This window comes from Streptomyces sp. NBC_01481 (assembly GCF_026339995.1).
Taxonomy (GTDB): domain Bacteria; phylum Actinomycetota; class Actinomycetes; order Streptomycetales; family Streptomycetaceae; genus Streptomyces.
The window spans coordinates 104726-125308 of the sequence record NZ_JAPEPT010000002.1 but is presented as its reverse complement, the minus strand read 5'-3'; the positions used below and the strand labels follow the sequence as shown (position 1 = coordinate 125308).

General features: G+C 67.7%; 18 protein-coding genes and 1 pseudogene. 16 read left to right on the top strand and 3 right to left on the bottom strand.

Annotation, left to right across the window (positions count from 1 at the left end):
- Positions 1 to 23 precede the first annotated feature (23 nt).
- Positions 24 to 818 (bottom strand): C40 family peptidase, encoded by a 795-nt coding sequence (locus tag OOK40_RS11000; protein WP_266479368.1) that lies wholly within the window; start codon positions 816 to 818, stop codon positions 24 to 26.
- Between the two features lie 692 nt (positions 819 to 1510).
- Between OOK40_RS11000 and OOK40_RS10995 the strand changes: the two genes are divergently transcribed.
- The 14 genes from OOK40_RS10995 (at position 1511) to nuoN (ending at position 17475) form a co-directional block, all read left to right on the top strand.
- Positions 1511 to 1870, top strand: coding sequence for an NADH-quinone oxidoreductase subunit A (locus OOK40_RS10995; RefSeq protein ID WP_003992243.1), 360 nt, complete (start codon positions 1511 to 1513; stop codon positions 1868 to 1870).
- 17 nt (positions 1871 to 1887) lie between these two features.
- Positions 1888 to 2442: an NADH-quinone oxidoreductase subunit B family protein gene (locus OOK40_RS10990; RefSeq protein ID WP_108151339.1), complete on the top strand. Its 555-nt coding sequence runs from the start codon at positions 1888 to 1890 to the stop codon at positions 2440 to 2442.
- A complete protein-coding gene (locus OOK40_RS10985; protein ID WP_266479365.1) occupies positions 2439 to 3155 on the top strand; it encodes an NADH-quinone oxidoreductase subunit C in 717 nt (238 codons plus the stop codon). The genes OOK40_RS10990 and OOK40_RS10985 overlap by 4 nt, the downstream gene beginning before the upstream one ends.
- Positions 3152 to 4474 carry an NADH-quinone oxidoreductase subunit D gene (locus OOK40_RS10980; RefSeq protein WP_266479362.1) on the top strand — a complete coding sequence of 441 codons (1323 nt, stop codon included), beginning with the start codon at positions 3152 to 3154 and terminating at the stop codon, positions 4472 to 4474. The genes OOK40_RS10985 and OOK40_RS10980 overlap by 4 nt, the downstream gene beginning before the upstream one ends.
- Entirely contained in the window at positions 4471 to 5211 is a 741-nt protein-coding gene (nuoE, locus tag OOK40_RS10975) for an NADH-quinone oxidoreductase subunit NuoE (protein WP_266479359.1), read from the top strand. Before OOK40_RS10980 ends, nuoE begins: the two co-directional genes overlap by 4 nt.
- Positions 5211 to 6587: an NADH-quinone oxidoreductase subunit NuoF gene (nuoF, locus tag OOK40_RS10970; protein ID WP_266479356.1), complete on the top strand. Its 1377-nt coding sequence runs from the start codon at positions 5211 to 5213 to the stop codon at positions 6585 to 6587. The genes nuoE and nuoF overlap by 1 nt, the downstream gene beginning before the upstream one ends.
- Entirely contained in the window at positions 6584 to 9094 is a 2511-nt protein-coding gene (locus OOK40_RS10965) for an NADH-quinone oxidoreductase subunit G (protein WP_266479354.1), read from the top strand. Before nuoF ends, OOK40_RS10965 begins: the two co-directional genes overlap by 4 nt.
- Positions 9095 to 9170: 76 nt before the next feature.
- Positions 9171 to 10568 carry an NADH-quinone oxidoreductase subunit NuoH gene (gene nuoH / locus OOK40_RS10960; protein ID WP_266479351.1) on the top strand — a complete coding sequence of 466 codons (1398 nt, stop codon included), beginning with the start codon at positions 9171 to 9173 and terminating at the stop codon, positions 10566 to 10568.
- A complete protein-coding gene (nuoI, locus tag OOK40_RS10955) occupies positions 10561 to 11157 on the top strand; it encodes an NADH-quinone oxidoreductase subunit NuoI (protein WP_266479349.1) in 597 nt (198 codons plus the stop codon). The genes nuoH and nuoI overlap by 8 nt, the downstream gene beginning before the upstream one ends.
- Positions 11154 to 11990, top strand: a complete 837-nt coding sequence (locus OOK40_RS10950; RefSeq protein ID WP_266479346.1) for an NADH-quinone oxidoreductase subunit J — start codon at positions 11154 to 11156, stop codon at positions 11988 to 11990. Before nuoI ends, OOK40_RS10950 begins: the two co-directional genes overlap by 4 nt.
- Positions 11987 to 12286 (top strand): NADH-quinone oxidoreductase subunit NuoK, encoded by a 300-nt coding sequence (gene nuoK, locus OOK40_RS10945; RefSeq protein ID WP_069927518.1) that lies wholly within the window; start codon positions 11987 to 11989, stop codon positions 12284 to 12286. The genes OOK40_RS10950 and nuoK overlap by 4 nt, the downstream gene beginning before the upstream one ends.
- 14 nt (positions 12287 to 12300) lie before the next feature.
- Positions 12301 to 14241, top strand: a complete 1941-nt coding sequence (nuoL, locus tag OOK40_RS10940) for an NADH-quinone oxidoreductase subunit L (RefSeq protein ID WP_266479341.1) — start codon at positions 12301 to 12303, stop codon at positions 14239 to 14241.
- Position 14242: 1 nt separating this feature from the next.
- The gene (locus tag OOK40_RS10935; protein ID WP_266479339.1) at positions 14243 to 15829 is read left to right on the top strand and encodes an NADH-quinone oxidoreductase subunit M; all 1587 of its coding nucleotides are present in this window, start codon (positions 14243 to 14245) and stop codon (positions 15827 to 15829) included.
- Positions 15826 to 17475: an NADH-quinone oxidoreductase subunit NuoN gene (gene nuoN, locus OOK40_RS10930; protein WP_266479337.1), complete on the top strand. Its 1650-nt coding sequence runs from the start codon at positions 15826 to 15828 to the stop codon at positions 17473 to 17475. Before OOK40_RS10935 ends, nuoN begins: the two co-directional genes overlap by 4 nt.
- A gap of 117 nt (positions 17476 to 17592) precedes the next feature.
- Here the strand turns inward: nuoN and OOK40_RS10925 are convergent.
- Positions 17593 to 17978, bottom strand: a pseudogene (locus tag OOK40_RS10925) (ATP-binding protein).
- 125 nt (positions 17979 to 18103) lie between these two features.
- Between OOK40_RS10925 and OOK40_RS10920 the strand changes: the two are divergent.
- Positions 18104 to 18979, top strand: a complete 876-nt coding sequence (locus OOK40_RS10920; RefSeq protein WP_266481587.1) for a helix-turn-helix transcriptional regulator — start codon at positions 18104 to 18106, stop codon at positions 18977 to 18979.
- On the top strand, positions 18976 to 19185 hold the full coding sequence (locus OOK40_RS10915; protein WP_266479335.1) for a DUF397 domain-containing protein: 210 nt from the start codon (positions 18976 to 18978) through the stop codon (positions 19183 to 19185). The genes OOK40_RS10920 and OOK40_RS10915 overlap by 4 nt, the downstream gene beginning before the upstream one ends.
- A gap of 737 nt (positions 19186 to 19922) precedes the next feature.
- On the opposite strand, the gene OOK40_RS10910 is transcribed toward OOK40_RS10915, so the two are convergent.
- The gene (locus OOK40_RS10910) at positions 19923 to 20519 is read right to left on the bottom strand and encodes a Uma2 family endonuclease (RefSeq protein ID WP_266481585.1); all 597 of its coding nucleotides are present in this window, start codon (positions 20517 to 20519) and stop codon (positions 19923 to 19925) included.
- Positions 20520 to 20583 lie beyond the last annotated feature (64 nt).

The following is a 20583-nucleotide window of genomic DNA, read 5'->3' as shown; positions in this document are numbered from 1 at the left end:
GTCCGTATATGCGATATCTGCGCTCAGAGTACGCGGACCGCGCCGCTCGCCGGGTAGCCCGACAGGTCCTGGATCACGACGCCCTTGCCGGGGTTGGCGGCGTCGAGGTACTGGCCGTCGCCGATGTAGACACCGGTGTGGTACGCGCTGCCGGCGCCGCCCCAGTAGAGGATGTCGCCGACCTGGAGGTTGCTGGTGCCCACCTGGGTACCGGCGACCGACTGGTCCTGCGAGACGCGGGGGAGGTCGACGCCGACCTGGCGGAACGCGGCCTGGACCAGGCTGGAGCAGTCCCAGGAGTTCGGGCCGGTGGCGCCCATGACGTAGGCGTCGCCGAGCTGCGCCTTGAGGAAGGCGACAACGGTCGCTGCGGAGCCCGTCGCATTGGAGGAGGTGCTGGTCTTCGCGGAGAGCGTGGTGCGCTCGGAGTCGCGCGAGGCGCGCTCCTGCGCCTCGGCCTCGGCGCGCTCCTTCGCTTCGGCCTTCTCCTTGGCCTCGGCCTTGCGCTCGGCCTCGGCCTTGGCCTTCTTCGCGGTCTGCGCGGCCTTGGCGGCCGCGGCGTCCTCCTGGGCCTGCAGCTCGAGGTCGAGGGCGACCTGCTGAGTGGCCTCGGCGGACTGCGCGACGGCGGCGGAGAGGCCGGAGGTGAGCGTGGGCATCTCAATGGTCTCGGTCACCGGCTCGGCGGTCGCCGGCCCGGCTCCTGAAGCCACTGCGATGGTGCTGAGGACGCCACCGGCAACTCCGGCCCGCAGTGCGAGCTTCGAGCTGCTGCGGCGGGGCTTCCGGTGGCTGGGTATGTGAGCGGTGTGGGACATGAGTACTACCGCTATCAGGGGCGCCCGGTTCCCTTCAAGAAACGTGTGTTGCGCCACAGTTACGTTCGGAACGCCTGAATCCGCTTATGTTGCGCCCTTATTGACGCCGTAACGGGCAAACCGGGCACCCATGAATCGGGCTGTGATCACGCCCTTTCCGTGAAAGGTCCGAATTGCCTGGCGCTTACCATCGCTTCACACCCATGGCCAAGCCCGCTTTTGTTGAGCCCGGGAGCGAGTGGTGCAGGTCACAGGAAGGTCACCGTTCGGAGAACGTGAGAGCTCGTGAACGCGTGCACGCGTCCACCTCAATCCGCCCTGTTGCCCGGACGGGTGAGGGTGCGTCCACTATCACCCGATGCGGTCCATCGCCAATTTGCCTGTACGGGCCACCCCTTGATAGAGCGCCACGTCCCCGACCAGCGGTAACACGGCCAGATGTCACGTCTGGTGATCACTCGGGCGCTTCGCGTATGAAGATCACCGCTCATCCGACTTCATGATCGTTCGCCTGGTGGTGGAGATCACAAAGACGTTGGGGCACCCCGTGTCGCAGATCACAGACCGGCAGGCATAGGATGCGGAGCAGTCGGGCTTGTGAACTGCCTCACATGTGCACGATCTTCGCGAGGCGGCGAGGCGGATGCCCGGTGCGGTCCAACGGTCAAGGACGACTGGAAGGAGCGGGGAGGGTGAATGCTTACGCGCCCATCCTTGTGCTCGGCGCCCTCGGGGCAGGGTTTGCGATCTTCTCCGTGGTCATGGCCACGCTTATCGGCCCAAAGCGGTACAACCGCGCAAAACTGGAAGCGTATGAGTGCGGCATCGAGCCCACTCCCACGCCGGCCGGAGGCGGCCGCTTTCCCATCAAGTACTACCTGACGGCGATGCTCTTCATCGTCTTCGACATCGAGATCGTCTTCCTCTATCCCTGGGCGGTCACCTTCGACGCCCTGGGGATTTTCGGGCTCGTGGAGATGCTGCTCTTCGTGCTCACCGTCTTCGTCGCCTACGCCTATGTATGGCGGCGCGGCGGCCTGGAATGGGACTGAGGGGCTGAGGGGCACCAATGGGAATCGAAGAGAAGCTGCCGAGCGGTTTCCTGCTGACCACGGTCGAACAGGCCTCGGGCTGGGTGCGCAAGTCATCCGTCTTCCCGGCCACCTTCGGTCTGGCCTGCTGCGCCATCGAAATGATGACCACGGGCGCCGGACGGTACGACCTGGCCCGCTTCGGCATGGAGGTCTTCCGCGGTTCGCCGCGCCAGGCCGACCTGATGATCGTCGCCGGACGCGTCAGCCAGAAGATGGCGCCCGTCCTGCGGCAGGTCTACGACCAGATGCCGAACCCCAAGTGGGTTATCTCCATGGGCGTTTGTGCGTCATCGGGCGGAATGTTCAACAATTATGCGATTGTGCAGGGTGTTGACCACGTTGTTCCCGTTGACATCTATTTGCCGGGCTGCCCGCCGCGTCCCGAGATGCTGATGGACGCGATTCTCAAGCTCCACCAGAAGATCCAGAGCTCCAAGCTCGGTGTGAACGCGGAGGAAGCGGCCCGCGAGGCGGAGGAAGCGGCCCTCAAGGCGCTCCCCACCATCGAGATGAAGGGGCTGCTCCGGTGAGTGACGGCGAACACACCAACGGTAACAACGTCCCTGCCCCGCGCGACGATTCGCCGGAGGTCATCGGCGTACGCAGGGGCATGTTCGGCGCCGGCGACGGTGGGGACACGAGCGGCTACGGCGGGCTCGTCAGGACCGTGACCCTGCCGGGCGCCTCGCACCGCCCCTACGGCGGCTACTTCGACGAGGTGGCCGACGAACTCGAAGGCGCGCTGGAAGAACAGGGACTCGTTCCCGAGAACGCCATCGAGAAGACGGTCGTCGACCGCGGCGAGCTCACCTTCCACATCGCCCGCGAGCACCTGCTCCAGGTGGCCCGCACCCTGCGCGACGACCCGGCACTGCGCTTCGAGCTCTGCACGGGCGTCAGTGGTGTCCACTTCCTCCAGGACAAGGGCCGCGAGCTGCACGCCGTCTACCACCTGCGCTCGATCACCCATGGCCGGCTGATCCGCCTCGAAGTCTCCGCCCCGGACAGCGATCCGCACGTCCCGTCCCTGGTCGAGGTCTATCCGACCAACGACTGGCACGAGCGCGAGACGTACGACTTCTTCGGGATCGTCTTCGACGGCCACCCCGCCCTCACCCGGATCATGATGCCGGACGACTGGCAGGGCTTCCCGCAGCGCAAGGACTATCCGCTCGGCGGCATCGCCGTCGAGTACAAGGGCGCCCAGATCCCGGCTCCGGACCAGCGGAGGTCGTACTCGTGACCACCCCACCTGCAAGCCCCCGTGAGACCACCGAGGGGACTGTATATACAGTCACCGGCGGCGACTGGGACGAGGTCGTCCAGTCCGCGGCCAAGGCCGACGACGAGCGCATCGTCGTCAACATGGGCCCGCAGCACCCCTCCACGCACGGCGTGCTCCGCCTCATCCTGGAGATCGACGGCGAGACGGTCACCGAAGCCCGCTGCGGCATCGGCTACCTGCACACCGGCATCGAGAAGAACCTCGAGTACCGGACCTGGACGCAGGGCACCACGTTCGTCACGCGCATGGACTACCTCACCTCGTTCTACAACGAGACGGCGTACTGCCTGGGCGTGGAGAAGCTGCTCGGCATCACCGACCAGATCCCGGACCGGGCGAGCATCATCCGCGTCCTGCTGATGGAGCTCAACCGGCTCTCGTCCCATCTGGTCTGCATCGCCACCGGCGGCATGGAGCTCGGCGCCACCACGATCATGATCTACGGCTTCCGGGACCGCGAGATGATCCTGGACCTGTACGAGCTGATCACCGGCCTGCGGATGAACCACGCGTTCATCCGGCCCGGGGGACTCGCCCAGGACCTGCCGCCCGGCGCGGTCGACGCGGTGCGTGAGTTCGTCAAGAAGATGACCAAGAACATGCCGGAGTACGACAAGCTCGCCACCGGCAACCCCATCTTCAAGGGCCGTATGCAGGACATCGGCCATCTCGATCTGACCGGCTGCATGGCGCTCGGCGCGACCGGCCCGATCCTGCGCGCCGCGGGCCTCGCCCACGATCTGCGCAAGACCGACCCGTACTGCGGCTACGAGACGTACGACTTCGACGTCCCCACCGCCGACACCTGCGACGCGTACGGCCGCTTCCTCATCCGCCTCGAAGAGATGCGGCAGTCGTTGCGCATCGTCGAGCAGTGCCTGGACCGTCTGGAGCCGGGACCGGTCATGGTCGCCGACAAGAAGATCGCCTGGCCCGCGCAGCTCGCGCTCGGGCCCGACGGACTCGGCAACTCCCTCGACCACATCAAGAAGATCATGGGCACCTCCATGGAGGCCCTGATCCACCACTTCAAGCTGGTGACCGAGGGCTTCCGGGTGCCGGCCGGTCAGGCCTACGCGGCCGTCGAGTCACCCAAGGGCGAGCTCGGCGTCCATGTCGTCTCCGACGGCGGCACCCGCCCGTACCGGGTCCACTTCCGCGACCCGTCCTTCACCAACCTCCAGGCCATGGCGGCGATGTGCGAAGGCGGCCAGGTCGCCGACGTCATCGTCGCCGTCGCGTCCATCGACCCCGTGATGGGAGGCGTCGACCGATGACGGCCCAGTCGCCCAAGCAAGAGGTTCAACTGGGGATGCCGCAGCTCCCCGCCCCCGACTACCCGGCCGATGTGCGCGCCCGGCTCGAAGCGGACGCCAAGGAGATCATCGCCCGCTACCCCGACAGCAGGTCGGCCCTGCTGCCGCTGCTGCACCTGGTGCAGGCGGAAGAGGGATATGTGACCCGCACCGGCGTCCGGTTCTGCGCCGAGATGCTGAGCCTGACCACGGCCGAGGTCACCGCCGTCTCCACCTTCTACTCGATGTACCGCCGCAAGCCGAGCGGCGACTACCAGGTGGGCGTCTGCACCAACACCCTGTGCGCGGTGATGGGCGGGGACGCCATCTTCGAGGGGCTCAAGGAGCACCTCGGCGTCGGCAACAACGAGACGACCGAGGACGGCAAGGTCACTCTCGAACACATCGAGTGCAACGCGGCCTGCGACTTCGCTCCCGTGGTGATGGTCAATTGGGAGTTCTTCGACAACCAGACCGTCGAGTCCGCCAAGCAGCTGGTGGACGACCTCCGGGCCGGGGAGCAGGTGACTCCCACCCGCGGAGCGCCGCTGTGCACGTACCAGGAGACCGCGCGGATCCTGGCCGGCTTCCCCGACGAGCGCCCCGGCGCGGTCGAGGCGGGCGGCGGCGCGGGTCCCGCCTCGCTGGTGGGCCTGCGGCTCGCCAGGGGCGAGGCCCCACGAGTGGTGCACCCGCGTGACGCCGAGGAGGGGGAGTGATGACCATGTCCACCGAATACAGCGGCTCCTCCGGGCCGGGCGCCGGGGGAGAGACCAGCGCCGAGAAGCTGCTCGCACCCGTCCTGTCGGCCTTCTGGGACGCGCCGGAGAGCTGGACGCTGGAGACCTACAAGCGACACGACGGATACGAGGGGCTCCGCAAGGCGCTGGCCATGTCGCCCGACGACCTCATCGCCTACGTCAAGGACTCGGGTCTGCGCGGCCGCGGCGGCGCCGGCTTCCCCACCGGAATGAAGTGGCAGTTCATTCCGCAGGGCGACGGCAAGCCTCACTATCTTGTTGTCAACGCCGACGAGTCGGAGCCCGGGACCTGCAAGGACATCCCGCTCCTCTTCGCCAACCCGCATTCGCTCATCGAAGGCATCGTGATCGCCTGCTATGCGATCCGTTCGTCTCACGCGTTCATCTATCTGCGCGGTGAAGTCGTCCCCGTACTGCGGCGGCTGCACGAAGCCGTACGCGAGGCGTACGAGGCGGGCTACCTCGGCAAGAACATTCTCGGCAGCGGACTCGACCTCGAACTCACCGTGCACGCGGGCGCGGGCGCGTACATCTGCGGCGAGGAGACCGCGCTGCTGGACTCACTGGAGGGCCGTCGCGGTCAGCCCCGGCTGCGTCCCCCCTTCCCTGCGGTCGCCGGTCTGTACGCGTGCCCCACTGTGGTGAACAACGTCGAGTCCATCGCGTCCGTTCCCGCGATCCTCCATCGGGGCAAGGACTGGTTCAAGTCGATGGGCAGCGAGAAGTCCCCGGGCTTCACGCTCTACTCGCTCAGCGGCCATGTCGCAGGCCCCGGCCAGTACGAGGCACCGCTCGGCATCACCCTGCGCCAGCTGCTCGACATGAGCGGCGGCATGCGCCCCGGCCACCGGCTCAAGTTCTGGACGCCGGGCGGCTCTTCGACCCCGATGTTCACCGACGAGCACCTCGATGTCCCGCTGGACTACGAGGGTGTGGGCGCCGCCGGTTCGATGCTCGGCACCAAGGCGCTGCAGTGCTTCGACGAGACCACCTGCGTGGTGCGGGCCGTCACCCGATGGACCGAGTTCTACGCCCACGAGTCCTGCGGCAAGTGCACACCCTGCCGCGAAGGGACCTACTGGCTGGTCCAGTTGCTGCGCGACATCGAGGCGGGCAAGGGCGTCATGTCCGACCTCGACAAGCTGAACGACATCGCCGACAACATCAACGGCAAGTCCTTCTGCGCGCTCGGCGACGGCGCCGCGTCCCCGATCTTCTCCTCGCTCAAGTACTTCCGCGAGGAGTACGAGCAGCACATCACCGGCAAGGGCTGCCCCTTCGACCCCGCCAAGTCGACCGCCTGGGCCGACAAGCACCTGGAGGTGAACGCATGACGGTCACGACAAACAGCGCTCCCTCCGGGGGCGGGGAGGCGGCACTTCCGCCGGAAGACCTCGTCACGCTGACGATCGACGGCATCGAGATCAGCGTGCCCAAGGGCACCCTGGTCATCCGGGCCGCCGAACTGCTCGGCATCGAGATCCCCCGGTTCTGCGACCACCCCCTCCTCGACCCGGCCGGCGCCTGCCGCCAGTGCATCGTTGAGGTCGAGGGCCAGCGCAAGCCGATGGCGTCCTGCACCATCACCTGCACCGACGGCATGGTCGTCAAGTCGCAGCTCACCTCGCCGGTCGCCGAGAAGGCCCAGCGCGGTGTGATGGAGCTGCTGCTGATCAACCACCCGCTGGACTGTCCGGTCTGCGACAAGGGCGGCGAGTGCCCCCTGCAGAACCAGGCCATGCAGGTCGGCGACCCGGACTCCCGCTTCGAGGGCAAGAAGCGCACGTACGAGAAGCCCGTGCCGATCTCCACACAGGTGCTGCTCGACCGCGAGCGGTGCGTGCTCTGCGCCCGCTGCACCCGCTTCTCCAACCAGGTCGCGGGCGACCCCATGATCGAGCTGCTGGAGCGCGGCGCGCTGCAGCAGGTCGGCACCGGCGAGGGCGACCCCTTCGAGTCGTACTTCTCCGGGAACACCATCCAGATCTGCCCGGTGGGCGCGCTCACCTCGGCCGCTTACCGCTTCCGCTCCCGCCCCTTCGACCTGGTGTCCTCGCCCTCGGTGTGCGAGCACTGCGCGGGCGGCTGCGCGACGCGTACCGACCACCGGCGCGGCAAGGTCATGCGACGCATGGCGGCCGAGGACCCCGAGGTCAACGAGGAGTGGCTCTGCGACAAGGGGCGCTTCGGCTTCCGTTACGCGCAGAAGCCGGACCGGCTCACGACTCCGCTCGTACGCAATGACGCCGGGGTCCTGGAACCGGCGAGCTGGCCCGAGGCGCTGGAGGCGGCGGCCCGCGGGCTGAGCGCCGCCCGCGGCCGCGCCGGTGTCCTGGTGGGCGGCCGGCTCACCGTCGAGGACTCCTACGCGTACGCCAAGTTCGCCCGGGTCGCACTCGACACCAACGACGTCGACTTCCGCGCGCGCGTGCACAGCAGCGAGGAGGCCGACTTCCTGGCCGCCCGTATCGCGGGCCGCGGCCGGGACCTGGACGGCGAGGGCGTCACGTACACCTCGCTGGAGAAGGCGCCCTCGGTCCTGCTCGTCGGGTTCGAGTCGGAGGAGGAGGCCCCCGGCGTCTTCCTGCGGCTGCGCAAGGCGAACCGCAAGCACGGCCAGCGCACCTTCGCCGTGGCCACCCACGCCACCCGGGGTCTGACGAAGGCGGGCGGCACGCTGCTGCCCGCGGCGCCCGGGACCGAGACCGAGTGGCTGGACGCGCTGGCTTCCGGCCGCGGTCTGGAGGGCGACGCCGCGAAGGCGGCCGAGGCGCTGCGCACCGAAGGTGCGGTGATCGTGGTCGGCGAGCGGCTGGCGGGCGTGCCCGGCGGGCTGACCGCGGCGGCTCTGGCCGCGACCGCGACAGGCGCGCATCTGGTGTGGATCCCGCGCAGGGCGGGCGAACGCGGCGCGATCGAGGCGGGCGCGATCCCCTCGCTGCTGCCCGGCGGACGTCCGGCCACCGACCCGCGGGCCCGCGAGGAGACCGCGGCGGCCTGGCGGGTACGCGAACTCCCGCACCGCTACGGCCGCGACACCGGCCAGATCGTCGAGGCCGCGGCCACCGGCGAGCTGGGCGCGCTGCTGGTGGCGGGCGTCGAGCTCGCGGACCTCCCCGACCCGGCACGCGCACGCGCGGCCCTTGACGCGGTCGGCTTCCTGGTCTCCCTGGAGCTGCGGCCGAGCGAGGTCACCGAGCGGGCGGACGTGGTCTTCCCGGTCGCGGCCGTCGCCGAGAAGCCCGGCACCTTCCTCAACTGGGAGGGCAGGGCAAGGCTGTTCGAGGCCGCGCTCAAGCCCGAGCAGATGACCCGCCGCCTCGCGCCGACCGATGCGCGGGTGCTGCACATGCTCGCGGACGCGCTCGACGTCAGCTTCGGGCTGCCGGACCTCAAGTCCGTACGCAGGGAGCTGGACCGGCTCGGCATCTGGGACGGCCCCCGGGCCACCCAACCGCTGGAGTCCGCCCAGACCCTGCCCCGCCCGGGCGAGGGCGAGGCGGTTCTCGCGGGCCACCGGCTGCTGCTCGACCAGGGCCTGCTCCAGCAGGGCGACGAGGCACTGGCGGGTACTCGCCATGCCGCGGTCGCCAGGCTCTCCGCGGCCACGGCGGCCGAGACGGGCGTGAAGGACGGCGACGTCCTGGCCGTCAGCGGGCCCGCCGGCGAGGTGCGGCTGCCGCTCCAGGTGAGCGAGATGCCCGACAAGGTGGTGTGGCTGCCGCTGAACTCCGTGGGCGGCGGCGTCACTTCGGACACCGGGGCAGTCCCCGGACAGCTGGTCCGCATCGGCCCGGCGGCCGCGGAGGCTGCCGCCACGGACGCGGAGGTTCAGTCGTGACCGCCTTCACCGCCCCCCCTGAGGTGGCCGTTCAGCCGGGCGCAGCACCGGCCACCCCCGCACCGGAGGTGCGCGCATGACCGCCCTCGCTCAAGTCGCCGAAGCGCAGCGGAGCGTCCTCGCCGCTGAGGATCTCTCGATGTTCGGGACCGACCCCTGGTGGCTCGTCGCCATCAAGGCCGTGTTCTGCTTCGCCTTCCTGATGATCACCGTGCTCTTCTCCATCGTGTGGGAGCGCAAGGTCGTCGCCTGGATGCAGTTGCGCATCGGACCCAACCGGCACGGCCCCTGGGGCATGCTCCAGTCGCTCGCCGACGGCATCAAGCTGATGCTCAAGGAAGACCTGATCGTCAAGCGCGCGGACAAGGTCGTCTATGTGCTCGCGCCGATCGTCGCCGCGATCCCGGCCTTCATGGCGATCGCCGTGATCCCCTTCGGGCCCTCCAACAACGAGGTCTCGATCTTCGGGCAGCGCACCGCGATGCAGCTCACCGACTTGCCGATCGCGATGCTCTACATCCTGGCGGTCGCCTCCGTCGGCATCTACGGCATCGTGCTGGCGGGCTGGTCGTCGGGCTCGACCTACCCGCTGCTCGGCGGACTCCGCTCCTGCGCGCAGATGATCTCGTACGAGATCGCCATGGGCGCGGCATTCGCCTCGGTCTTCCTCTACTCCGGGTCGATGTCGACCTCGGCGATCGTCGAGGCGCAGGCGGACCGCTGGTACATCATCCTGCTGCCGGTCTCCTTCATCATTTACGTCGTCACGATGGTGGGCGAGACCAACCGCGCCCCCTTCGACATGCCGGAGTCCGAGGGCGACCTCGTCGGCGGCTTCAACACCGAGTACAGCTCGATCAAGTTCGCGATGTTCATGCTGGCCGAGTACGTCAACATGGTCACCGTCTCCGCGGTCTCGGTCACGCTCTTCCTCGGCGGCTGGCGGGCTCCGTACCCCATTTCCACCTTCTGGGAGGGCGCGAACCACGGCTGGTGGCCGATGCTCTGGTTCGTCATCAAGGTCCAGCTGCTGCTCTTCTTCTTCATCTGGCTGCGCGGCACCCTGCCGCGCGTCCGTTACGACCAGCTGATGAAGCTCGGCTGGAAGGTCCTCATCCCGGTGTCGGTGGTCTGGCTGATGCTGGTCGCGACCGTACGGGCGCTGCGGAACGAGAACTACGACTTCCAGCAGATCGTGCTGTACGTCGGAGGCGCGGTCATCGCGGTGCTGCTGCTGTCCTTCGTCGCCGACATGTTCCGCGGCAGGAAGGAGCAGGAGGCCGAAGCCGCCAAGGGCGAGCCTCCCGCCTTCGATCCGATGGCGGGCGGATTCCCCGTACCGCCGCTGCCGGGACAGGAGTTGCCGCCCGTGCCGCGCAGGCGGCCGCGCCGAGAGCGCGAGTTGATTGTCAGTGGTGGCCCCGATACTCAGGGTGACGGTTCCAGTGACGGAAAGGAGGCTGACGATGTCTGAGGGATCCGAGGACAAGTTCCAGAATCCGGTTGCCGGCTTCGGCGTGACCTTCAAGGCCATGTTCAAGAAGCGGCTGACCGAGCAGTACCCGGAGCAGCAGAAGGTCACGGCGCCGCGCTTCCACGGCCGGCACCAGCTGAACCGTCATCCGGACGGGCTCGAGAAGTGCATCGGCTGCGAGCTGTGTGCCTGGGCCTGCCCGGCCGACGCGATCTATGTGGAGGGCGCGGACAACACCGACGAGGAGCGCTACTCCCCGGGCGAGAGGTACGGCCGGGTCTACCAGATCAACTACGCACGCTGCATTCTGTGCGGGCTGTGCATCGAGGCCTGTCCGACGCGGGCGCTGACCATGACCAATGAGTTCGAACTGGCCGACAGCTCCCGCGAGAACCTCATCTATACGAAGGAGCAGCTGCTCGCCGGTCTCGAGGAGGGCATGGTCGACTCCCCGCACTCGATCTTCCCGGGCATGGACGAGCAGGACTACTACCGGGGCCTGGTCACCGAGGCCGCTCCCGGCACGGTCCAGCAGGCCGCCGTCTCCAAGGACGAGAAGGCCCAGAAGGCCGAGGGGGTGGACGTATGAACACCCTCGCGGCCACTGTCACTTCGACAGGTGAGGCCATCCAGTTCTGGGTGCTCGGCACCATCGCCGTGCTCGGCGCGCTCGGCACAATCCTGATGAAGCGGGCCGTGCACAGCGCGCTCAGCCTCGCCGGGACCATGATCATCCTGGCGGTCTTCTATCTCGCCAACGGGGCGTACTTCCTCGGAGTCGTCCAGATCATCGTCTACACCGGCGCGATCATGATGCTGTTCCTCTTCGTCGTCATGCTGGTCGGCGTCACCGCCGCCGACTCGCTCAAGGAGACGCTGAAGGGCCAGCGCTGGCTCGCTGCGGCCTGCGGTCTCGGCTTCGGTGTGCTGCTGATCGCCGGTATCGCCAATGCCTCGCTGAAGAACTTCAACGGACTGGGCGCGGCCAACAGCGCGTACGGCGGCAATGTCGAAGGCATCGCGGCCCTCCTGTTCACCAAGTACGTGTTCGCTTTCGAAATCACCGGCGCGCTGCTGATCACCGCGGCCGTCGGCGCGATGGTGCTCACCCACCGGGAGCGCACCGAGCGGGCCAAGACCCAGCGGGAGCTGGCCGAGCAGCGCGTACGGGAAGGCAGGCAACTGCCCCCGCTGCCCGCACCCGGTGTCTACGCCCGGCACAACGCCGTGGACATCCCCGGCCTGCTGCCGGACGGCACCACCTCCCAGCTCACCGTCAGCAAGACGCTGCGGGAGCGCGGCCAGATCCGCGATGTGTCGAGCGATGCGCTCAACGACCTCAAGGCACTGGAGCAGCACGCGGAGGAGCGGCTCGGCCGTGACCACGATTCGCAGGAACACGAAGAGGGGGTCGCGAAGTGAATCCCGTCAACTATCTGTATCTCGCGGCGCTGCTGTTCACCATCGGCGCCGCCGGCGTGCTGATCCGGCGGAACGCGATCGTCGTCTTCATGTGCGTCGAGCTGATGCTCAACGCCTGCAACCTCGCGTTCGTCGCCTTCTCCCGGATGCACGGCAATCTCGACGGCCAGATCATCGCCTTCTTCACGATGGTCGTCGCCGCCGCAGAGGTCGTGGTCGGGCTCGCGATCATCGTGTCGCTGTTCCGCTCTCGCCACTCGGCCTCGGTCGACGACGCCAGCCTGATGAAGCTGTAAGGGGTCGCTGAATCGTGGAGAACTTGATTGCGCTGCTCGTCGCGGCGCCCTTGCTCGGAGCGGCGGTCCTGCTGTGCGGCGGGCGGCGGCTCGACCGCAGCGGCCAGCTGATCGGCACGCTGTTCGCGGCCGCGTCCTTCGTGATGGGCGTGGTGCTCTTCGTCAACATGCTCGGCAAGGACGCGGACGACCGCGCCCTGCACGTGAAGCTGTACACCTGGATCCCCGTCGAGAGCTTCCAGGCGGACGTCGCCTTCCAGCTGGACCAGCTGTCGATGACGTTCGTCCTGCTGATCACCGGGGTCGGCTCGCTGATCCACATGTACTCCATCGGGTACATGGAGCACGACGAGCGGCGCCGCCGCTTCTTCGGCTATCTGAACCTCTTCCTCGCGGCGATGCTCCTGCTGGTCCTCGCCGACAACTACCTGCTGCTGTACGTCGGCTGGGAGGGCGTCGGCCTCGCCTCGTACCTCCTGATCGGCTTCTGGCAGCACAAGCCCAGCGCGGCGACGGCGGCGAAGAAGGCCTTCCTGGTCAACCGCGTCGGCGACATGGGCCTGTCCATCGCGATCATGCTGATGTTCACCACCTTCGGGACCTTCGCCTTCGGGCCGGTCCTGGCGTCGACCGGTGAGACGAGCGAGGGCAAGCTGACGGCCATCGGGCTGATGCTGCTGCTGGCCGCCTGCGGCAAGTCCGCCCAGGTACCGCTGCAGTCCTGGCTCGGGGACGCGATGGAAGGCCCGACTCCGGTCTCGGCCCTCATCCACGCGGCGACCATGGTGACCGCCGGCGTGTATCTCATCGTCCGGTCCGGAGCGATCTTCAATGGCGCACCCGACGCCCAGTTGGTGGTCGTGGTCGTCGGCGCAGTCACGCTCCTCTTCGGTGCGATCGTCGGTTGCGCGAAGGACGACATCAAGAAGGCGCTGGCCGGTTCGACGATGTCGCAGATCGGCTACATGATCCTTGCGGCGGGCCTCGGCCCGATCGGCTACGTCTGGGCGATCATGCACCTGGTGACGCACGGCTTCTTCAAGGCCGGGCTCTTCCTCGGCGCCGGATCGGTCATGCACGGCATGAACGACGAGGTCGACATGCGCAAGTACGGCGGCCTGCGGAAGTACATGCCGATCACCTTCGTCACCTTCGGCCTCGGCTATCTGGCCATCATCGGCTTCCCGGGGCTGTCCGGCTTCTTCTCCAAGGACAAGATCATCGAGGCGGCCTTCGCCAAGGGCGGCACGGAGGGCTGGATCCTCGGTGGCGTGGCTCTGCTGGGCGCGGCCATCACCGCGTTCTACATGACCCGCGTGATGCTGATGACCTTCTTCGGCGAGAAGCGCTGGCAGCCCGCCCCCGACCCGGACAAGACGCCCGGCATCGAGCCCGGCATCGAGGTGCACGCCGGAGAGCTGCCCCATCCGCACGAGTCTCCCAAGTCGATGACGATCCCCATGATCGCCCTCGCCTTCGGCTCGGTCTTCGCCGGCGCGTTCTTCACCATCGGCGACCGGTTCCTGAACTGGCTGGAGCCCGTCACCGGGGAATCCCACGGAGACTCCCCGCTCAGCGCGGCCACCGTTACCGGAGCCACCATGGTGGTCCTGGTCATCGGCGCCGGTATCGCCTGGGGGATGTACGGACGCAGGCCGGTGCCGGTCCTCGCGCCGCGCGGCTCGCTGCTCACCCGGGCCGCCCGCCGCGATCTCCTCCAGGACGACTTCAACCACGTGGTCCTGGTGCGCGGCGGCGAGCACCTCACCCGCTCCCTGGTCTACGTCGACCACACCCTGGTCGACGGCGTGGTCAACGGCACGGCTGCCTCCTTCGGCGGGCTCTCCGGCCGGCTGCGCAAGCTGCAGAACGGCTACGCCCGCACGTACGCGGTCTCGATGTTCGGCGGTACGGCGATCCTGATCGCCGCGACCCTGCTGATGAGGGCGGTCTGAGATGTCCTTTCCACTCCTGACGGCGACGGCGGCGCTTCCGGCGCTCGGCGCCATCGCCACCGCCGCCGTCCCGGCCGCGAGGCGAACTGCCGCCAAGTGGCTGGCGCTGCTCGTCTCACTCGCGACACTGGTGCTGGCCGCGATCGTGCTCGTACGCTTCGAGCCCGGCGGCGCCCGGTATCAACTGACCGAATCCCACGCCTGGATCAAGGACTTCGGCGTCCGGTACGAACTGGGCGTGGACGGCATCGCGGTCGCGATGCTGGCACTGACCGCCCTGCTGATCCCCTTTGTGATCCTCGCGGGCTGGCACGACGCCGACCCGCTGGAGACCAAGTCCTCGCGCTGGCGGCCGACTCAGGGCTTCTTCGCCATGATCCTCGCGGTCGAGGCGATGGTGATCCTGTCCTTCGAGGCCACCGACGTCTTCCTCTTCTACATCCTCTTCGAAGCCATGCTCATCCCGATGTACTTCCTCATCGGCGGCTTCGGGGACCGGGCCCACTCGGGCACCGACGAGAACGCCGCGGCTCAACGCTCGTACGCGGCCGTGAAGTTCCTGCTCTACAACCTCGTCGGCGGTCTGATCATGCTGGCCGCGGTCATCGGGCTCTATGTCGTCGCGGGAAGCTTCTCCCTGACGGAGATCGCCGACGCCCGCGCCAGTGGGCAGCTCGACATGGCGACCAGCACCGAACGGCTGCTGTTCCTCGGCTTCTTCTTCGCCTTCGCGGTCAAGGCACCGCTGTGGCCGCTGCACACGTGGCTGCCCAACGCCATGGGTGAGGCAACCGCCCCGGTCGCCGTGCTGATCACCGCGGTTGTCGACAAGGTCGGCACCTTCGCGATGCTGCGCTTCTGCCTCCAGCTCTTCCCGGAGGCATCCAAGTGGGCCACGCCCGTGATCCTCGTACTGGCGCTGATCAGCATCGTCTACGGCGCGCTGCTCGCGGTCGGCCAGCGCGACATCAAGCGCCTGGTCGCCTACGCCTCGATCTCGCACTTCGGCTTCATCATCCTGGGCATCTTCGCGATGACCTCCCAGGGACAGTCGGGCGCGACGCTCTACATGGTCAACCACGGAATTTCGACCGCCGCGCTGATGCTGGTGGCCGGATTCCTGATCTCCCGGCGCGGCTCGCGGCTCATCGCGGACTACGGCGGAGTGCAGAAGGTCGCCCCGGTGCTCGCCGGCACCTTCCTCATCGGCGGCCTGGCCACACTCTCACTGCCCGGCCTCGCGCCCTTCGTCAGTGAGTTCCTGGTCCTGGTCGGCACGTACAGCCGCTACCCGGTGGCCGGAATCATCGCGACCTTCGGCATCGTGCTCGCCGCGCTCTACACCCTCGTCCTGTACCAGCGGACGATGACGGGCCCGGTGAAGGCCGAGGTGTCGAAGATGCCCGACCTCAGGGCACGTGAACTGGCGGTGGTCGCACCGCTGATCGCGCTGCTGATCTTCCTCGGCGTCTTCCCGAAGCCGCTGACGGACATCATCAACCCGGCGGTGGAGCAAACGATGTCCGACGTACAGCAGAAGGACCCCCAGCCCACTGTGCCTATTCAAAATGCGGAGGCGGCCAAGTGAGCACTATGGCTGTCCACAGCCTGTGGATGACGGCCGCCGAGCCGATCGACAAGATCCCTTCCCCGACCATCGAGTACGCCCAGCTGGCACCCGCGCTGATCGTGGTCGGCGCCGCCGTCGTGGGTGTGCTGGTCGAGGCCCTCGTCCCGCGCAGGGCGCGCTACTACACCCAGGTGTTCCTGACCGTCGTCGCGCTCACGGCCGCCTTCGCGGCGGTCGTGGCACTCGCGGCCGGCGGATACGGCACCACCAAGGCGCACATCGCGGCGATGGGCGCCATCGCGGTCGACGGCCCGGCACTCTTCCTGCAGGGCACGATCCTGCTGGCCTCGCTGGTCGCCGTCTTCACCTTCGCCGAACGCCGGCTCGACCCCGCGGCGCACGGCAACCGCATCGACTCCTTCGCCGCGCAGGCCGCGTCCGTGCCCGGCAGCGACAGCGAAAAGGCCGCGGTCAAGGCCGGGTTCACCACCACCGAGGTCTTCCCGCTGGTGCTCTTCGCGATCACCGGCATGCTGATCTTCCCGGCCGCCAACGATCTGCTGATGCTGTTCATTGCGCTGGAAGTCTTCTCACTCCCGCTCTACCTCCTGTGCGCCGTCGCCCGCCGCAAGCGGCTGCTGTCCCAGGAGGCGGCGGTGAAGTACTTCCTGCTCGGGGCCTTCTCCTCCGCCTTCCTGCTCTTCGGCATCGCGCTGATGTACGGCTACGCGGGCTCGGTCTCGTACGCCAGGATCGCGGACGTCGTCGACGGCACCGTCCGCACGATCGACCCGGCGCTCGCCGACACCATGGGCAACGACGCGCTGCTGCTGATCGGCGGCGCGATGATCCTGATGGGCCTGCTCTTCAAGGTCGGCGCGGTGCCGTTCCACATGTGGACGCCGGACGTCTACCAGGGCGCGCCGACCCCGGTCACGGGCTTCATGGCGGCGGCCACCAAGGTCGCCGCGTTCGGTGCGCTGCTGCGCCTGCTGTACGTCGTCCTGCCCGGCCTGAGCTGGGACTGGCGGCCGGTCATGTGGGCCATCGCGATCGTCACGATGCTGGGCGGCGCGATCGTCGCGATCACGCAGACCGACATCAAGCGGCTGCTGGCGTACTCCTCGATCGCGCACGCGGGCTTCATCCTGGCCGGTGTCATCGCGGCGACGCCCGACGGCATCTCGTCCGTCCTCTTCTACCTGGCGGCGTACTCCTTCGTGACGATCGGCGCGTTCGCGGTGGTCACCCTGGTCCGGGACGCGGGCGGCGAGGCGACGCACCTGTCCAAGTGGGCGGGCCTGGGCCGCCGTTCACCACTTGTCGCGGCAGTCTTCGCGGTCTTCCTGCTGGCCTTCGCGGGCATCCCGCTGACCTCGGGCTTCACCGGAAAGTTCGCGGTCTTCTCGGCGGCGGCACAGGGCGGCGCGGGCGCGCTGGTCGTGGTCGGTGTGATCTCCTCGGCGATCGCGGCGTTCTTCTACATCCGGGTGATCGTCCTGATGTTCTTCAGCGAGCCGAAGGAGGGCGGCCCGACGGTCGCCGTGCCGTCGCCGCTGACGATGACGACGATCGGCGTGGGCGTGGCGGTGACGCTGGTCCTGGGCGTGGCGCCGCAGTACTTCCTGGACCTGGCGAGCCAGGCGGGAGTGTTCGTGCGGTAGCCCGGCCCTGCTTCTGAGCGCTCGCCGCGGTGTCTTCGACGACGCCGCGGCGAGCGCTTCTTATGGGGCGTACGGCGTAGTGAGCGCTCCGCCGCGCCGCGTTCCTGCAAGGACCGGTCAGGGCAGAAGACCAATCTCGGCCCAGACGGTCTTGCGGGGCGCCGGGCCGGGGGTGACGCCCCAGCGGTCGGCGAGCGCGTCGACGAGGATGAGTCCGCGTCCGGATTCGTTGTCTCCGGGCTGCCGGTTGACGGGCAGATACGGAGCGCGCGCTCGGTGGCCGTGAGGGCGAGGCAGAAGTCGCGTCCCTGTACGCGCCCGTGCAGCGCGGCATTCGAAGCCAGCTCTGCGACCACCTGAGCTGCAGCCTCGAACGGCAGCCCCCAGGAGCGGAGTTGCTCGGTAGCGAGCAGACGGGCGAGACGGGCACCTCTGCGGGTGGCGGAGAGCTGCACGCTGAACTGGCGGACGGTGGTGCTGGCTTGGGTGATTTCTGGATTCACGTAACTCAGCGTGGCCGGGCATGCGTAGCCTGAATAGTGATGAAGCCGATGCGTACGGTGACTGTCTGACGGCTGTCCAGGCCTGTACAGGCTGTCCACCATGACATTTTCGGAGGTGGGCGCGGATCAGCGTGGACGTGGAACGCGCGGAGCAAGCGGCGGAGGGGGCGGACGAGCCTGGCTGGGAGGTCGATCCGGAGAACGACTCGGCGGCGGTGGTCGCGGCACTCGGCCACCAGCTCAAACTCTGGCGTGAGGCGGCGGGGCTGCGGCCGGCCGAGTTCGGGGCGGCGATCGGGTACGGCGAGAACCTGATCTACAAGGTGGAGGGCGGAAAGCGCATCCCCAGGCCGGAGTTCCTGGACAAGGCCGACGAAGTGCTGGGCGCGGGCGGAAAGATCGCCGCGATGAAGAGGGACATCGCGGAGGCGCGGTACCCGAAGAAGGTCCGCGACCTGGCGAAGCTGGAGGCGCAGGCGGTCGAGGTCGGGGCGTACGGCAACCACAACCTGCACGGCCTCCTCCAGGCCGAGGAGTACGCGCGAGCACTCATCGAAACGTGGCGGCCCGCGTACTCGGAGGACGAGGTGGAGCGCATGGTCGCCGCGCGCATGGCCCGGCGGCCGATCTTTGACCGGTCCCCAGCGCCCGCGCTCACATTCGTCCAAGAAGAGGTGACCCTCCGCCGTCCCATCGGAGGCAGAATGGTCCTGCGCAAACAGCTCGAACGCCTGTTGGAGGTAGGAAAGTTGCGGAACGTCGAGATCCAGGTGATGCCGACCGACCGTGACGAACACGCCGGAATGGGCGGTCGGATCCAGGTGCTCAAGTTCAAGGACGGCTCGGCGGTGGGCCACGACGAAGGCCAGCTCACCAGCCGTCCGATCACCGATCCGAGGGAGCTCCGGATCCTTGAGCTGCGCTATGGGATCATCCGGGCCCAGGCTCTCACCCCGAGGGAGTCGCTGGCCTTCATCGAGAAAGCGCTGGGAGACACATGACCAACAAGCCCTTCGCTGTGGACGGCACCGGGCTGGACTGGTTCAAGAGCAGCTACAGCGACAGCAGTAACGGCAACGACTGCGTCGAGGTCGCCGCCACCCCCGGCACGGTCCACATCCGCGACTCCAAGAACGCCCAGGGCCCCCAACTTGCCTTCACCGAAGCCCAGTGGGCGTCCTTCGTGACGTACACGTCCAAGCCCTGACCGCCGCTGGGTCTCCGAAGAGTGGACGGAATTCCCTGCTGCACCGCGAACAACGCCCTGGGGACAAACAGCGGGACCTCGCCACAGGTGGACGGACCCCATGCGCGCGGCACGATTTGGGGCCGGACTTGAATGCGACCGCCGACACTACGGTGGCACGCACCAACCCACCCATTCGTTCGACAGGGTGCGCCGCTGCTATGGGGCTGACTCATCGCCAACGGCGCGAAGAACCTCAGCGAGCCAAACCAGCCCGTATCCCACGACACGCGCATCGTTCTCAGTCATTGCCTCCAGATTTCTCCACGATTCGGAAATCATCCCGATTGTGAGTTCCTGTGGCTCCGAATAAACGTCATACACCATCGCCGCGGGGATCGACCAGAAGGCGTCTTTGTGGACTGTTACATATCGACCTGAACCCTGTGCTACATGATTCAAGAGAACGTCGAATGCTTCGCGAAGTTTATCGACAGGAATCTGAATCGATGGCTCACTCACCCGTAGCCTCCACCGAGAATCTGAGCGGTGTGATCATGGAACGCCCTGGGCTCTTCCGCAATGCCTGGCACCGCCATCCATCTTGTCCGGGGCCCGGGGAACAGCACCGCCGCGCTCAGTACCACCAACATCATCAACAGTAGCGTCGGCTCGAGTTGGTCCGGCTGCAAGGCCATCGGATGACGTCGGGCCCGGCACCTCGGTGAGGTGCCGGGCCTTCGCGCGCGACCGGCCGGCTACTCTTCGGCCGCCCTGTTTCGGCGGGGCTTGATCTGGGTGAGGTCGAGGTCGACGGGGAAGGGGACGGAGACCTTCATCCGGTCATGGAAGATGCCGGTGCTGGTGTACGCGCCCGTGGTCGGCTCCAGCTCGAAGACATAGATGACGGCCTGACCCTCGTTGTCTTCCACTCGCCAGTAGTGCGGGATCTTGGCCCGCGCGTACTTCAGCGGCTTGGTCTCGCGATCCCGGGTCACAGAGTCGGTGGAGACGACCTCGATGGCCAGGACCACGGACTCGGCAGGGAACCGGGTCTGGTTCCAGTCTTCGATGACCTCCCCGTGCACAACGATCACATCTGGCTCAGGCCTGTTCTGGCGGTCGATGTCGATGGTGAATCGCGCGGCGACCTCCAGTTCCTTGGGTGCGGCCGATTCCAGTTGGCCTCTGAAGTAACCCACCGCACGGGAATGAAAGACCGTTTGCGGAGCTGCGAAGACGAGACTCGCGTCGATCAGCTCCGTGTGTGGAGGAAGATTCGGAATCCTGTCCAGGTCGTCGGCGGTCCAGCCGCCCGTGGGCGGGGTGGGCCAGTTGGGCTTCGGGACCCCCAGGGCCTTCGCTCATCGGTGTTCCCATGGGACGGGAGTCTCGCGGACCTGTTCCGTGCAACCCGGG

Coding starts and splice junctions, on each gene's coding strand:
- OOK40_RS11000 (WP_266479368.1), bottom strand. CDS start 818: ATGTCCCACACCGCTCACATACCCAGCCACCGGAAGCCCCGCCGCAGC.
- OOK40_RS10990 (WP_108151339.1), top strand. CDS start 1,888: ATGGGAATCGAAGAGAAGCTGCCGAGCGGTTTCCTGCTGACCACGGTC.
- nuoE (WP_266479359.1), top strand. CDS start 4,471: ATGACGGCCCAGTCGCCCAAGCAAGAGGTTCAACTGGGGATGCCGCAG.
- nuoF (WP_266479356.1), top strand. CDS start 5,211: ATGACCATGTCCACCGAATACAGCGGCTCCTCCGGGCCGGGCGCCGGG.
- OOK40_RS10965 (WP_266479354.1), top strand. CDS start 6,584: ATGACGGTCACGACAAACAGCGCTCCCTCCGGGGGCGGGGAGGCGGCA.
- nuoH (WP_266479351.1), top strand. CDS start 9,171: ATGACCGCCCTCGCTCAAGTCGCCGAAGCGCAGCGGAGCGTCCTCGCC.
- nuoI (WP_266479349.1), top strand. CDS start 10,561: ATGTCTGAGGGATCCGAGGACAAGTTCCAGAATCCGGTTGCCGGCTTC.
- OOK40_RS10950 (WP_266479346.1), top strand. CDS start 11,154: ATGAACACCCTCGCGGCCACTGTCACTTCGACAGGTGAGGCCATCCAG.
- OOK40_RS10935 (WP_266479339.1), top strand. CDS start 14,243: ATGTCCTTTCCACTCCTGACGGCGACGGCGGCGCTTCCGGCGCTCGGC.
- OOK40_RS10915 (WP_266479335.1), top strand. CDS start 18,976: ATGACCAACAAGCCCTTCGCTGTGGACGGCACCGGGCTGGACTGGTTC.